Annotated in this window: 10 protein-coding genes; 8 read left to right on the plus strand and 2 right to left on the minus strand. The window is 52.5% G+C overall.

Features of this window, described 5'->3' with window-relative positions:
• Positions 1–23: 23 nt before the first annotated feature.
• Positions 24–2,801, minus strand: a complete 2,778-nt coding sequence (locus ACM615_RS12020) for a flavocytochrome c (protein ID WP_431011954.1) — start codon at positions 2,799–2,801, stop codon at positions 24–26.
• A gap of 771 nt (positions 2,802–3,572) precedes the next feature.
• On the opposite strand from ACM615_RS12020, the gene ACM615_RS12025 reads away from it, so the two are divergent.
• Positions 3,573–5,084 carry an anion permease gene (locus ACM615_RS12025; RefSeq protein ID WP_113877326.1) on the plus strand — a complete coding sequence of 504 codons (1,512 nt, stop codon included), beginning with the start codon at positions 3,573–3,575 and terminating at the stop codon, positions 5,082–5,084.
• A 190-nt stretch (positions 5,085–5,274) separates the two neighbouring features.
• Positions 5,275–6,921, plus strand: a complete 1,647-nt coding sequence (fumA, locus tag ACM615_RS12030; protein ID WP_113877325.1) for a class I fumarate hydratase FumA — start codon at positions 5,275–5,277, stop codon at positions 6,919–6,921.
• Positions 6,922–6,994: 73 nt separating this feature from the next.
• Here the strand turns inward: fumA and ACM615_RS12035 are convergent, their stop codons facing one another.
• On the minus strand, positions 6,995–7,768 hold the full coding sequence (locus ACM615_RS12035; RefSeq protein ID WP_431011955.1) for a DUF3750 domain-containing protein: 774 nt from the start codon (positions 7,766–7,768) through the stop codon (positions 6,995–6,997).
• A 262-nt stretch (positions 7,769–8,030) separates the two neighbouring features.
• On the opposite strand from ACM615_RS12035, the gene ACM615_RS12040 reads away from it, so the two are divergent.
• The 6 genes from ACM615_RS12040 (at position 8,031) to ACM615_RS12065 (ending at position 14,721) form a co-directional block, all read left to right on the plus strand.
• A complete protein-coding gene (locus ACM615_RS12040) occupies positions 8,031–8,708 on the plus strand; it encodes an SDR family oxidoreductase (protein ID WP_112286614.1) in 678 nt (225 codons plus the stop codon).
• A 119-nt stretch (positions 8,709–8,827) separates the two neighbouring features.
• Positions 8,828–9,445 carry a TetR/AcrR family transcriptional regulator gene (locus ACM615_RS12045; RefSeq protein WP_431011956.1) on the plus strand — a complete coding sequence of 206 codons (618 nt, stop codon included), beginning with the start codon at positions 8,828–8,830 and terminating at the stop codon, positions 9,443–9,445.
• A 59-nt stretch (positions 9,446–9,504) separates the two neighbouring features.
• Positions 9,505–10,428 (plus strand): alpha/beta fold hydrolase, encoded by a 924-nt coding sequence (locus ACM615_RS12050; protein ID WP_431011957.1) that lies wholly within the window; start codon positions 9,505–9,507, stop codon positions 10,426–10,428.
• Between the two features lie 139 nt (positions 10,429–10,567).
• On the plus strand, positions 10,568–11,806 hold the full coding sequence (locus tag ACM615_RS12055; RefSeq protein WP_431011958.1) for an MFS transporter: 1,239 nt from the start codon (positions 10,568–10,570) through the stop codon (positions 11,804–11,806).
• Positions 11,807–12,092: 286 nt separating this feature from the next.
• Entirely contained in the window at positions 12,093–13,826 is a 1,734-nt protein-coding gene (locus tag ACM615_RS12060) for an ABC-F family ATP-binding cassette domain-containing protein (protein ID WP_431011986.1), read from the plus strand.
• A 160-nt stretch (positions 13,827–13,986) separates the two neighbouring features.
• Complete coding sequence (locus tag ACM615_RS12065; RefSeq protein WP_431011959.1) at positions 13,987–14,721, plus strand: pirin family protein; 735 nt, start codon at positions 13,987–13,989, stop codon at positions 14,719–14,721.
• Positions 14,722–14,792 lie beyond the last annotated feature (71 nt).

Consider the following 14,792-nt stretch of genomic DNA (forward strand, 5'->3'; position numbering starts at 1 on the left):
TGTATTACCTTGCGTGATAACGGTTACCGCATCGCGAATTCCGCGGCGTTTTGTCCTGCAAGGATACCGAAGATAATGATATCTGCAACGGCGTTACCGCCGATACGGTTACCGCCGTGAATGCCGCCGACCACTTCACCCGCCGCAAATGCGCCGCCGAGTACCTGTTGCTGCGCATCGAGCACACAAGTGTCGGTGTTGATGGTCACACCGCCCATGGTGTGATGCACGCCCGGCGCGATACGGATTGCATAGAATGGCCCCTGGTTGATTGGGTGGCGCAGCGCGGTGCGGCGACCAAATTCCACGTCATCCTGCTTATCAACGGCCACGTTATAGCTTTCCAGCGTCGCCAGGAAGGCGTCTGAGTTCATCTCCAGTTTTGCCGCCAGTTCGCGTGGCGAATTGCCGCTGATCACAAAGCCTTTGGCGATGTATTCATCAGCCGCTTTATTATTCAGACGCACCTGCTCATCAAACACCACGTAAGCAAATTTCTCCGGCAACGCGATAATGTTCGCCGAGACTTTGTCGCGGGTTTCCATTTCATTGAAGAAGCGTTTGCCTGCCTGGCTGACCAGAATCGCACCGCCGCCGCGAATGGCTTCTGAAATCAGATAAGACGTCGTTTGTTCAACGGTCGGGTGGATCTGGATTTCACCCATATCGACCGTGCCAGCGCCGATATCTTGCAAAATAGCGATACCGCTGCCGGTCGCACCTTTGTGGTTGGTGGTGACGAAACCATCCAGCTCTGGGCGGTATTTCACGACCATGTCGCGGTTGGCGCTGAAACCACCGGTAGCGACAATGACGCTTTTGGCGTTAACCACCAGCACTTCGTTTTCATCATTGAGCAGATTCACACCCTGCACCGCGCCGTCGGCATAACGGATTTCAGTGACAGAAGTGTCGAGCATGACGTCGATGTTGCGTTTGTTGAGATTCTTCACCAGGCCGCTGATCAGGAAGCCGCCAACTGCGCTGCGATCCGCCGGACGGTGCGTACGATCGATACTCATCCCGCCGGTAATGGTGATGTCGCTCAGTTCAATATTGTGCTCCGCCAGCCATTCCACCGCCTGCGGCGCACGTTCGATGAACTCTTTCAGCAACACAGTATTGTTTTTGAACTGGCCGCCTTTCAGGGTTTCCTGATAGAACAGCTCTTTGCTGTCTTCGATGCCTTTCAGACGCTGGTAGCGGGTTTCTGCGGCGTTCATACCAACCGACGCTTTAATGGTGTTACCGCCAATGGTAGACATTTTCTCAACAATCAGGACTTTCGCCCCTTCGTCACACGCCTGAATTGCCGCCGCCAGACCTGCGCCGCCGCTGCCCACCACTACAACGTCGTAGTTTTGTGGCTCATTCAGACTGCCGCCCTCTTCCAGTAACTGAGCCTTGCACGATTTAGCGATCGCTTTGGATACCGCTTTTTTCACTGCTTCGCTCTGTTCGGTCGCGCCAGTCACCGCATCAACGTGCGGACTGTTGGCGTCCAGAATCCGGGTACGGATGATTTCAAAACTGGTGGTGAATTCCACATCCAGATCCGCACCTGCTTCCAGCGCGATATCCGCAATGCGGTCGGTTTCCAGACTGACGCTGATCGCCAGTTCGTGTGCAGGATCCTGCACTTTTTCCTGGAACACACCGGCTTTAAATTTCTTCGACGTCATGCTCATGTCGCGGATCATCGCGTCCACCAGCGAGAAACGCCACAGCGGCTCAGGGATCGTCAACGCTTCGCGTTGTGTGCTGTCGATGAACAGATCGAGTTTCTGATCGGCGGCGATACGGTCAGCCCAGTCCGGATAGGCGATACACGCTTTACCGATAGCAATCATGTCGTAGCCGTGTTCCAGCGCCGTATCCGCATCGGATTTATTGACGATGCCGCCCACGCCCATCACCGGAATTTTTGCCAGTGTGTCGGAACGCATTGCGACGTATTTGTCGATCAGCGGTGTCGGATCCGTGGTATCGACAATGGAAGGACGCAGCGAGTAACCGAGGGAGAAATGCAGGTAATCCAGACCGCGCGCCGCCAGTTGTTCCAGCAGGTACATGGTGTCGGCAAAACGGATACCCGGTTCTTCCAGCTCTTCCGGAGAGAAACGGTAACCAATAATGAAAGAGTCGTCGGCGTATTTCTTCGCCATTTCATGAGTAATTTCCAGCACCGCCAGCGGGAAACGTGCGCGGTTTTCACGGCTGCCGCCCCATTTGTCGTCACGCTGGTTGGAATTCGGAGAGAAGAATTGCTGGATAAGATAGGTATTGGCACCGTGGATTTCTACGCCGTCGAAACCGGCTTCAATGGCACGACGCACGCCTTCACCAAATTTGGCGATCATGCCGTCGACTTCTTCTGCGGTCAGCGCGACAGGTGTGGCTGCACCTTCACGCGGTGCTGCTAATGCACTTGGCGCGACAGGCTGCTGGCCGCCAATCAGTTTTGGCTCACTCATGCGGCCGCCGTGATAAATCTGCAGAACGGCTTTTGAACCCTGAGATTTCACTGCGGCAGCGATTTTTGCCAGTCCGTCGATTTTAGCGTCGTTGTCGATACCGATGGCGCCCGGGAATGCCAGGCCTTTGTCATCTACAAAACAGCATTCAACAATCACCGTACCGATGCTGCCGGCGCGGGCACGGTAGTATTCGACCAGTTCGCTGGTGACGGTGCCGTCATAAAAGCCGGTGCAGGTGGTCATTGGCGCCATCAGAATGCGATTTTTCAGCACAGTGCCATTCGGTAAAGTAAACGGGCTCAATAGCAGATCGTTGTTGCTCATAATAGTGACTCCAAACTTTAAGGTTTTAAATCTGAATTCGTCACCGGCGCGCTATTTTTGTGAAGCGTGTTGAAATGTTTATTTATTATTCGTTGTATTATTTCAAAGCCGGAATCATGCTTATTAATATAGTTTTATTTTTACTTTCTAAACCTATAACATTAGTTAATTAACTATTTATCTATTAACTTAATACCTGTTATATTAAAAATATGTTAACTAACAAATTAAATAATCACATTCCTGTAAACTACGGGCGTAATTGTATTTAACTGATGAGAATATTATTACATCCTGCCGCCCTTATCCTCCGGCAGATCATGAAGTTCAGCCGCTGACAAGTGGCGCATGAAAGCCTGAAGGCGACCCGCGGTTGTAGCTCAACACTGTGAATGCCTCTCATTTACCCTACTCCGTTTTTGCTGATCTACTCCCCGAACACTTCCAGAATACTTCCCGCATACGATGTCGCCCTCCTGTCTCGCCATAATTAATCAGATAAAGCCTGTTCTTTTGTTTTATTCGATTTAAAAAACAATTCAGCCCCGTATTTTCTTGATCAAGATCAACAGTTAAAAATAGGGAAATCGCATTATATAAACATTTCCTCCCTCTTACGGGGAATAAGAGTTATCAGACAAAAATAACAATAATGAGGCAATGAACATGCCACTATTGAATAACTAAAGAAAATATTAAGTAACTAAAAAAACCAGACTACATCTTACCTATGCATCATCACAATATTCCTAACTACCTAAGATAAATATTATGAGCGAAATAACAAAAACTGCGGTGAAAGAGCCAGCGAAAAAAGCCGAACCCGGCAAAAAAAATCGCTGGATCTTTATGGTACTTCCCGTGCTGGTGTCGGTGTTGCTGCTGCTGGTTCCGGTGCCTGCCGGGCTTGAACCTTATGCATGGCATTTCTTCGCCATCTTCGTGGGCGTCATTGTTGGCCTGATCTTCGAACCATTGCCGGGTGCCGTTATCGGCTTAACCGGTGTAGTGGTCATCGCCCTGTTCAGCCAGTGGTTGTTGTTCAGCCCGGCTGAGCTGGCGGATCCTAAATTCAAAACCGCAGCACAGTCCTTCAAATGGGCCGTCAGTGGTTTTGGTAACTCCACGGTCTGGCTAATCTTCGGCGCGTTCATGTTTGCTGCCGGCTACGATAAAACCCAGTTTGGCCGCCGTCTGGCGCTGATCCTGGTGAAATATCTGGGTCGCCGCAGCCTGACGCTCGGTTACGCCATCACCTTCGCTGACTTATTACTGGCACCGTTTACGCCTTCCAACACCGCGCGCAGCGGCGGCACAATCTACCCGATCATTGCCAACCTGCCGCCGTTGTACGGTTCAAAACCGAATGACCCGAGCGCACGTAAAATTGGTTCTTACCTGATGTGGGTGGCGATTACCGCAGCCTGTATCACCAGTTCCATGTTCCTGTCTGCACTGGCACCAAACCTGCTGGCGCTGGGCATCGTGAACAGCGTAACCGGTATCAACATTTCCTGGGGCACCTGGTTCATCGCCTTCCTGCCGGTCGGTCTGTTGCTTCTGCTGACCATGCCGCTGCTGGCGTACTGGTTCTACCCGCCGGAAGTGAAAATCAATGACGAAGTACCTCGCTGGGCGACTGCTGAACTGGCGAAACTGGGCAAAATGTCCCGTCATGAAATCCTGCTGCTGGTATTCGTGTGCTGTGCGCTGGCAATGTGGATTTTCGCAGCCAGCTTCATTGAACCGGCGATGGCCGCACTGCTGGTCGTGGTGCTGATGCTGTGGACCGGGGTTCTGAACTGGAACGACATCACCAGCAACAAACCAGCCTGGAACACCTTTGCCTGGTTCGCTACGCTGGTGGCACTGGCCGACGGCTTATCCCGCACCGGTTTCATCGCCTGGCTGGGTAAAGAAGGCGCGGCGCTGATGGGCGGTATTTCCCCGGGTGCAGCGACGATTGCCCTGCTGCTGGCGTTTTATTTGCTCCATTACCTGTTCGCCAGCACCACGGCGCACACTACCGCGCTGTTACCGGCTATGCTGACTATTGGTGCCGCCATTCCGGGTATTAATATGCAGGTATTCTGTCTGCTGATGGTGACGTCTCTGGGCGTTATGGGGATCATCACACCTTACGGTACCGGTCCAAGCCCGATTTATTACGGCAGCGGTTATCTGCCAACCAAAGATTACTGGCGTCTCGGGACAATCTTTGGTGCCATCTTCCTGATTGCTTTACTGGTAATCGGTTATCCGTGGATGGTGATGATGTTCTGATTGTGGCGATAAAATCACCCACAAAGCATTAACAGAGCATTTACTGAAAGAAAACATATAAACCCCGTTGCCAGCCTGTGTACTTGGCTGGCAACATACAGAACGAATATAAACGTCGCCCCGAATACCTCTGCCATACCGAGTCAACAGTCCCATCCGTGGCGGCAAAAACGGAAAAAGTGAGAAAACAATGTCGAACAAACCGTTCTATTATCAAAATCCCTTCCCCGTTTCTAAAGATGACACCGAATACTACCTGCTGACCAAAGATCACGTATCTGTCAGCACCTTCGATGGCGAAGAAGTGTTAAAAGTGGAACCGCAGGCGCTGACCCTTTTGGCCCAGCAGGCGTTCCACGATGCCTCTTTCATGCTGCGCCCTGCGCATCAGCAACAAGTGGCCTCTATTCTTCATGACCCGGAATCAAGCGAAAACGACAAATATGTCGCGCTGCAATTCCTGCGTAACTCTGAAATCGCGGCCAAAGGTATCCTGCCAACCTGTCAGGACACCGGTACGGCCATCATCATGGGTAAAAAAGGCCAGCGCGTCTGGACCGGCGGCGGCGACGAAGCCAGCCTGTCTCAGGGCGTGTACAACACCTTCATTGAAGATAACCTGCGCTATTCCCAAAACGCCGCGCTGGATATGTACAAAGAAGTGAACACCGGCACCAACTTGCCTGCGCAAATCGATCTCTACAGTGTCGATGGCGACGAGTACAAATTCCTGTGCATCGCCAAAGGCGGTGGTTCAGCGAACAAGACCTATCTGTACCAGGAAACCAAAGCGCTGATCACGCCGGCTAAGCTGAAAGATTATCTGGTTGAGAAAATGCGCACGCTGGGTACAGCAGCCTGTCCGCCGTACCATATCGCGTTCGTGATTGGCGGAACTTCCGCTGAAGCGACGCTGAAAACGGTGAAACTGGCGTCCACCCATTACTATGACGGTCTGCCAACTGAAGGTAACGAACACGGTCAGGCATTCCGCGACGTCAATCTGGAACAGGAACTGCTGGCTGAAGCCAACAATCTTGGCCTGGGCGCACAGTTCGGTGGCAAATACTTTGCCCACGATATCCGCGTAGTACGTCTGCCACGTCACGGCGCGTCATGTCCGGTCGGTATGGGCGTCTCCTGCTCCGCAGACCGTAACATCAAAGCCAAAATCAACCGCGACGGTATCTGGATCGAGAAACTGGAAGAAAATCCGGGCAAGTACATTCCTGAAGCGTTGCGTCAGCAGGGCGAAGCCGGTGTGGTGAAGGTTGACCTGAACCGTCCGATGAAAGAAATCCTCGCGCAGCTTTCTGAATATCCGGTATCAACCCGCCTTTCCCTGAGCGGTACGATTATTGTTGGTCGTGATATTGCGCACGCCAAACTGAAAGAGCGCCTGGATAACGGCGAAGGTTTGCCGCAGTACATTAAAGATCATCCGATTTACTACGCAGGCCCGGCGAAAACCCCTGAAGGTTACGCTTCCGGCTCTCTCGGCCCGACCACCGCTGGCCGCATGGATTCCTACGTGGATCTTCTGCAATCCAACGGCGGCAGCATGATCATGCTGGCAAAAGGTAACCGTAGCCAGCAGGTGACCGACGCGTGCCATAAACACGGCGGTTTCTATCTCGGCAGCATCGGCGGCCCGGCAGCAGTTCTGGCTCAGCAAAGTATCAAGAGCCTGGAATGTGTGGAATATCCTGAACTGGGTATGGAAGCCATCTGGAAAATCGAAGTCGAAGACTTCCCGGCGTTCATTCTGGTGGATGACAAAGGCAACGATTTCTTCCAGCAAATCCATGCAAGCACCTGTGCGAAGTGCGTGAAGTAAGCGCCTCGTGAAAGACAAAAGGCCTGCCAGAAATGGCGGGCCTTTTTTGTCGAAATGCCGCTTAAGTCTCTAATTAAAGCTCTGCTTTCCCCGGATTATCAAATCCGACACGCCCGACAAACGGCAAACGCAACGCCGGGTTTTTGACATCGATACCCAGGTTCAGCCCCAGCACATTAACTTCAAGACCTTCTTCCACGCCCAGCGTAACGCCCAGAAGCCCAAGCAACGATACCTGAACACCACGCCCGGAAGGCGGCAACCCAATCGGATTAGTGATTCCGCGATAATCCTTACCGATGGCGTTAGACGGCATATCCAGTTCAAGTTCCGGCACTTCACGGCCAATATGCGCCATAAACGTGTTGCTGTTTGGTCCCGGCCAGGCGTGATAAGTGTGCGGATACGGGTAACTTTTAATGGCGGCTTCAATTTTTGGGATCATCATTTGCGCCTGTGCGCCACGGTGATCCACCAGCAAACGTGGCTGCGAACCAAACCAGTAGCCATCCGGAATAGCATAATTACGGCGAACCACATTGGTACTGCCCCAGCTGATGACGTCATAACGGGTAAACTGTGTTTCCCCTTCCCGCTTGAATATGATCCACGGGTGTACAGCGACCAGTCCGCGCCAGCCATAGGTCGGTGCAGCATAAATCTGCACAATGGCGGTACTTTTGAGTTTGGCTGGATCCGGCGCAATTCCGGCGGAATCCCGCCGCGCCGTAGACCAGCTCTGCCCTGCGGGTTCTTCACGGGTTTGCGAGGCTTTTGCATAGCTGTATCCAAAAGACAGCAGTAAAACGAGGACAAATACGAGGCTAAACCATTTTATGGCGATCATGCTTTTATTCACCTTTGCCTGTCTGTTGGAAACAACATGAATACTTCATCTGCGCCTATAGTAAAGACTTACCGCCTCATGCACTAGCGCTTGCAATGAAACCCCGGTTCATCATCAGGCGCTCTGCCGACAGGGAAAATCAGACTCCAGCCCATTGTTGCCCAAACGTTACAGGCTCATACTGCAATTAATACGAAGCAGATTTACTGATTTAATGAAAAAAATAAACTGATGTTAACGCATTGATTACATAAGGATGAATATGACTGACTCTAAGAAAGCATTGATCATCGGCGCATCGCGCGGTATCGGTTTAGGTGTGGTGGACGTACTCACAAAGCGCGGCTGGCAGGTGACTGCTACCACGCGTGATGCCGTACCTGATAAAAGCCCCGCGTCAGTTGAATGGGTAAAACTGGACATCAATAAATCCGAAGCGAGGGAGGCGGTAAAAGACGCGCTCTCCGCGAGCCATTTTGATTTGATTTTTGTGAATGCAGGCGTGTTCGGTCCGGATCACCAGGATATTCATCAGGCCAGCGATGACGAAATTCTTCAGCTGTTTTTGACTAACACTATCTCCCCTGTACGCTGCGCCGCCGAATTGTTGCCGCTGCTAAACCACCGCACCGGTGTGCTGGCGCTGATGACGTCTGAGCTTTCCAGTCTCAATGAGAACGAAGTGGCGACCTATCCGCTTTATTCTGCCAGCAAAGCCGCGCTGAATATGCTGACCCGTGGTTTGCAGCAACAGACCGAAAAACAGGAAGTGACACTGCTTTCCGTCCATCCGGGCTGGGTGAAAACTGATATGGGCGGTGAAAATGCCACCCTGACGATTGAAGAAAGTACCACCGGTATTGTCGATCAGTTTGAAGCCTTATCCGGTAAGGGTGGCCATCATTTCGTGGAATATTCTGGCCGTAAGTTACGCTGGTAACTTTTTGCTGGCAAATAGTCACAAATTAACACCCGTTTTGCGTCAATTCTGCCAGCTTTAGAAAAATAGCTTGCCGGTTCCTCAACGAAGTGCCACCATTAGGAAATTAACGTTTCCTAATGGTGGCGACTCCTGTGCAACCTTCCCCTTCCAGAGAACGCGGACGCCCGCGTGAGTTCGACACCAGTCTGGCGCTGGATAACGCCATGACGGTATTTCGTGAGAAAGGCTTTCATGCCGCATCTGTCAGCGACCTGAGTCGGGCGATGAACCTGACGGCGGGCAGCATCTACAAGGCTTTCACTGATAAACGTACTCTGTTTCTCAAGGTTTTTGAGCGCTATACCTCATTGCGTAATGCTCAGCTGCGCCAGCAGATTGAGAGGGTTACGACCGGGCGCGAACGTATTGCCCAGGTGCTGCGCTTTTACCTTAAATCTTCGCATGAAATTGAAGGCCGCCGCGGTTGTCTGGTTGTCGCCGGCACTGTTGAGTTACTGACCTTCGATGATGAAGTTGCCGGGCTGGTTCGCCAGGCGATTACCCGCAATAAAGCGTTCCTGATTTCGTTGATCGAACTGGGGCAACGTGACGGTTCAGTCTCAACGGCCATTGATGCACAAGCCGCGTCAACCCTGATGCTTTATGTCGTGCTGGGAATGCGTGTTGCCGGCAAAGTTGAAAACAATCCGGATGCTGACTCCACGCTGGAACTGGCGCTAAAAATCCTCGATTAAAATTTTTTTGCCATTTAGGAAATAAACATTTCCTAATAAACTTTAACAGGAGAAATATCATGAATCAGAATATGCCTTCCACTCCCGTTGCCACCGCGCTTTTCGGTATACCCGATCCCACACTGAAAGGATTTCATCACCATTACGCCACAGTGGATGGCGTGCGAATACATTACGTTTGTGGCGGAAATCCTGACGGCGAGGTTTTACTTCTGCTGGCCGGTTTCCCGCAGAGCTGGTTTGCATGGCGTCACGTTATGCAGGATCTGAAGGATACTTTCTGGCTGGTGGCCCCTGATTTGCCGGGTCAGGGCGACTCCGACCGGCCAGAAACCGGCTACGACACACAGAGTCTGGCGCAGAAAACCCACGGGCTGATGCAGTCTCTTGGACATACACGCTATTTTCTGGTCGCCCACGATGTCGGTGCCTGGGTGGCTTATCCGTATGCCGCGCTCTACCCGAATGAAGTGAAACGACTGGCGCTGCTCGATGCCGGGATCCCCGGAATTACCTTGCCGGATGCGCTGCCGGTCACGCCGGATAAATCATGGAAAACCTGGCACTTTGCGTTTCATACCCTTCCCGATTTACCTGAAGCATTGATTACCGGCAACGAACGGATCTATCTGGACTGGTTTTTACGCAGAAAAACAGCAGCGCCTGATGCCTTTACGGACGAAGACATCAGCGAGTATTTGCGCGTTTTCCTCAAAAGCGGCGGGTTGCGCGCCGGACTGGCGTATTACCGTTCAGTCACGGTTTCCGCTGAGCAGAACCGGAAGCTGAACAGTCAGGGAAAATTGCAGATGCCGCTGCTGGCGGTAAGTGCCGATCAGGGTTCTATCCCGGATATGGCCGTACCGCTGCGCGATTTTGCTGAAAACATCACCGGAATTATTATCGCCAACAGCGGGCATTTTATTCCCGAGGAGCAACCAGAGGCGCTTGCACGCGAACTGCACACTTTCTTCACAATGTGATAGGGAGATTTGTTGAATTTTTTATGGTAAAACGGCCGATAAGATTGTTTGTTAATTATTTGTATCCACAATAATTGCCGGGCTAACTTGTCGCATGCGACCAGCAGACACGGCATCTTTCATTTTTCAGGGATTTGTCATGTCATCTTCTTCCGGTAATCCGGATCCACTGTTACAGCACCGCTCGTTTGTGGCGTTCTGGATAGCCCGCGCGGCCTCCAGTTTTGGTTTCCAGATGCTTTCCATTGTGGTGAGCTGGCAAATCTACTCGATTACCGGAAGGGCGTTTGATCTGGGGCTGATCGGGCTGGTGCAGTTTTTCCCCTCTGTCGCGCTGGCGCTGGTCGCCGGACACGTGGCGGATCAGTTTGACCGCCGCCGCGTGGTCTTGCTCGGACAAGTCGCCGAATGGGTGGCGATTGCCGCCCTGGCGTATTTATCGCTGACACATCACGTCAACGAAGTCATTATCCTCGGCCTGATTTTTATCATTTCGACCGCCAAAGCCATGGAAGCGCCGTCTTTACAGTCGATGCTTCCGGCACTGGTGCCGCCGCATTTACTGGCACGGGCGATGGCCGCTAACAGTGTTTCAGGTCAGGCGGCGTCTATGGTGGGTCCGGCGCTCGGCGGTTTTATGTATGTCGCCGGAGCCGGCGTCGCTTACTCGGTGTGCGCCTGTCTTTATCTGTTATCGATTGTGATGGTCAGCCGTTTACGTTACGAACAGGCGCCACCGCGCCGTGTTCCGGCGACCTTTAAAACCTTGTTCGCCGGTATCAGTTTCATCCGCGCCCGTCCGGATGTTCTGGGTGTGATCTCTCTGGATCTGTTCGCGGTTTTGCTCGGCGGTGCGACCGCCCTGCTGCCGATTTTTGCCCACGACATTCTGCATACCGGCCCGTGGGGACTGGGTCTGTTGCGCGGTGCTCCGGCTGTGGGTGGACTGATTGTCGGTTTCTGGCTGAGCCACCGCGCGCTGCAACGTAACGTGGGTATGACCATGTTTGCCGCCGTGGCAGGCTTCGGCGCGGCGACGCTGGTGTTCGCGTTCTCCACCTCACTGTGGTTATCCATGCTGGCACTGTTTGCGCTCGGCGGATTTGACATGATAAGCATGGTCATTCGCGGCGCACTGGTACAACTGGACACGCCAGACGATATGCGCGGACGCGTCAGCGCGGTCAACTCCATCTTCATCAACACCTCGAACCAGCTAGGCGAATTTGAATCCGGTCTGATGGCCGCCTGGGTGGGCGCAGTCCCGGCGGCAGCCATTGGCGGCATCGGTACATTGATTGTCGTCGGATTGTGGATGACCTGGTTCCCCGGTCTGCGTAAGCGGCAGAAACTGGAAAATGAGGTTGTTGAGGCGTAACGGCGGGTCGGGGAATTTTGAAACTGGAACAATTCAAAATTCCCTAATATAATCAGTTCATTCATTCACCAATTTTATATATAAGGAGGATCCCCATGCTGACCCGTGAATGGTTTTTATATTCACCTGTCTTTGGCGATCGTCGCTGCTCAGGCGTTTCCGGCTCCCTGCCGCGATAACCTGTCTGAGCGAAGCTAACTGACAATCTGAGTTCTTCCCTCCGGCTTACCGGTTATCGTCGGCTTTATTGACGAGAGGCATTCTATGCCCGAAAACCTGAGTAAGCATCATGACTTTACTGTCTGCACAATCTGTATCATTCGATAATTCTTTTGGTCCTTTGCTGGCTGAGATTTCATTCGGCCTGAAAAAAGGCGACCGCATCGGCCTTATCGGCCACAACGGCTGTGGCAAAAGTACCCTGCTGAAAATCCTCAGCGGTGAACTGGCGGCAACGTCCGGCAGTGTCACGCTGGCAAATCAGTGTCTGATGGCCCGCGTTGAACAACATCTGCCTGAAGAACTGAATCATCATACCCTGCTCGAATCTGTTCTGAATCATCTGCCGCCGGGCCTTCATCAGCCTGAACTCTGGCAGGCGCAGGTGTTGCTTTCCACGCTGGGTTTCGATGAATCTGCCTGGCAACTGACGGCCGGAACGCTCAGCGGCGGGCAGCATACCCGCCTGCTGCTGGCCCGCGCGCTGATCCGCCAGCCCGATTTACTGCTGCTCGATGAACCGAGCAACCATCTGGATCTGCCGACGCTGTTATGGCTGGAACAGTTTCTGAAAAACTGGAACGGCAGTTTCGTGCTGGTTTCTCACGACCGCAGCCTGCTCGATAACGTGACCAACAGCACCTGGATCCTGCGCGATAAAACCCTGCAGTTTATTCGTCTCCCTTGTACGCAGGCACGTCAGGCGCTGGAAGAAAAAGACGCCTCCGACGCTGTGCGCAGGGAAACAGAACAAAAGGAGATTGACCGCGTAACTAAAAGTGCCAAACGTCTGGCGCTGTGGGGCAGCGTGTATGACAACGAAAAGCTGGCGCGCAAGGCAAAGCAAATGGAAAAGCAGGTAGACCGGCTGAAAGAGGATCAAACTGAAGTCACCGCCGGTAATCAGTGGAAACTGCAGTTAAAAGGCGAAGCGCTGGCGGCGGACCGGGTTCTGGCGCTGTCCGGTTTGCAGGTTCGTCCTGCGCGCAATGCTCCGGTTTTGTTCACAATGGATGAAATGCGCATCAAAAGCGGTGACCGTATCGCACTGGTCGGGCGCAACGGTTGCGGCAAGTCCTCGCTGTTGCAGACGTTGTGGTACGCCTTCAGTCAGCCGGAAACAACCCATACGGGTGTGACTTTCCATCCCCGCGTGCGGGTGGGTTATTACGATCAGAATCAGCATCAGTTGCAGGACGATGATTCTCTTGGTGATGCGCTGGCGAACTTTGCCCCGCTGACGGAAGAGCAGAGAAAAATGGCGCTGATTGGCGCAGGATTCCCGTTTATCCGCCATCAGCAAAAAGTGAGTACGCTCAGCGGCGGAGAACGTTCGCGGCTGCTGTTTATCGGGCTGACGCTGGCGAATTATTCGCTTTTGCTGCTTGATGAACCGACTAACCACCTGGATCTGGAAGGCAAAGAAGAGCTGGCGGAAACGCTGAAAACCTTCCGTGGTGCGGTGCTTTTGGTGTCACACGACCGGACGCTCATTGAGCAAAGTTGTAACCGGTTCTGGCTGGTGGATGAGCAACGGTTAGAAGAGTGGCATACGCTTGCGCCGGTTTACGCCGTACTGGCGGGTTCTCCCCCGCCAGCGGAACCGTTTTTTTCAGAAAGCGGGACTGACGTAATCCACACCGAGGACACGGAAGAAGAGCAACTGCTGGCGAGGCTGGTGGAGGCTGAACACCTTCTGGCAGAAGATCTGGCGCGCAAACCTAAGCACCAGAAACCTGAGCTGCAACGTCAGTGGCAATCACAAATTGAGCAGCTGAGTGCGTTGTTGAGTCTGGATTAATTGTTCTTTTTGGATCCAAAGGCCTCAGGGACGGGGTCTTTGTTTCTGATTAAACAGAAAGTTTATTCACGGCAGGTACGCTTTAATGATCATAGTATGTTAAAAAATGGTATCCGATTTTCATCCGAACCCTGCGTTCCTGTCTGCCGCCGGAGAGATTATGTTTAACGTTTTACGTGCTGAACCCAAAACTACTTTTGAATATGGCCCGTTTCGTATCCGTCGTATGCGGCCGGGGCAAATCCAGCCTGAAAAAAATGACGACGCTTTCGGCCCTCTGAGTGTTATAGACCATGCCACTCTCGAACAGGGTACGCTGGTGAAAATGCATGAGCATAACAACGACGAAATCCTCAGTTATATGTGGCGTGGTTCGATGGTGCATGAAGATTCTGCCGGTAACCGTGTTCCCCTTTCACCGAAACAACTGATGATGATGAACGCCGGTGAAAGTTTCTGGCATGAGGAGTCCACGCCGCTGGTGTCGGCAGAAATGTTGCAGATATTTATCCGTCCGCGTCAGGCAAATCTGGAAGGCCGCGTGCAGTTTATGACGCGCCCTGACGGCATAAAAAGCAATGAGTGGACGCTGCTGGCTGCGCCGGAAGGCATTGAGTCTCCGCTTGAAATCAGGCAGGCGGTATATGTCTATGACATTCGCATGGATGAAAACACCACCACGGAAGTTCCTTTACATGCGGGTTTTGCTCAATGGCTGTATGTGATGGACGGCGAAATCAGCATCGGCGATGTCACTCTGTCAAAAGGTGACGCGATCAGCGATGAGGACAGCGCATTAACTGCTGCGACTGCAGGTAAAGACACCACGCTGGTGTGTTTTTTGGTTTGTCTGGGCGCGCAGACGATTCTTGAAGGCACTATCAGCGGGAAATAAAGAGTCACAGGCGGTACAAATGAAAAAGCCCCAATCGTTAAACCGGGGCTTTTAAGGTACTATCAAATTAA

This window comes from Rahnella sp. PAMC25617, assembly GCF_050606005.1.
Classification (GTDB): Bacteria; Pseudomonadota; Gammaproteobacteria; order Enterobacterales; family Enterobacteriaceae; genus Rahnella; species Rahnella variigena.

Coding starts and splice junctions, on each gene's coding strand:
- ACM615_RS12020 (WP_431011954.1), bottom strand. CDS start 2,801: ATGAGCAACAACGATCTGCTATTGAGCCCGTTTACTTTACCGAATGGC.
- ACM615_RS12025 (WP_113877326.1), top strand. CDS start 3,573: ATGAGCGAAATAACAAAAACTGCGGTGAAAGAGCCAGCGAAAAAAGCC.
- fumA (WP_113877325.1), top strand. CDS start 5,275: ATGTCGAACAAACCGTTCTATTATCAAAATCCCTTCCCCGTTTCTAAA.
- ACM615_RS12035 (WP_431011955.1), bottom strand. CDS start 7,768: ATGATCGCCATAAAATGGTTTAGCCTCGTATTTGTCCTCGTTTTACTG.
- ACM615_RS12040 (WP_112286614.1), top strand. CDS start 8,031: ATGACTGACTCTAAGAAAGCATTGATCATCGGCGCATCGCGCGGTATC.
- ACM615_RS12045 (WP_431011956.1), top strand. CDS start 8,828: ATGGTGGCGACTCCTGTGCAACCTTCCCCTTCCAGAGAACGCGGACGC.
- ACM615_RS12050 (WP_431011957.1), top strand. CDS start 9,505: ATGAATCAGAATATGCCTTCCACTCCCGTTGCCACCGCGCTTTTCGGT.
- ACM615_RS12055 (WP_431011958.1), top strand. CDS start 10,568: ATGTCATCTTCTTCCGGTAATCCGGATCCACTGTTACAGCACCGCTCG.
- ACM615_RS12065 (WP_431011959.1), top strand. CDS start 13,987: ATGTTTAACGTTTTACGTGCTGAACCCAAAACTACTTTTGAATATGGC.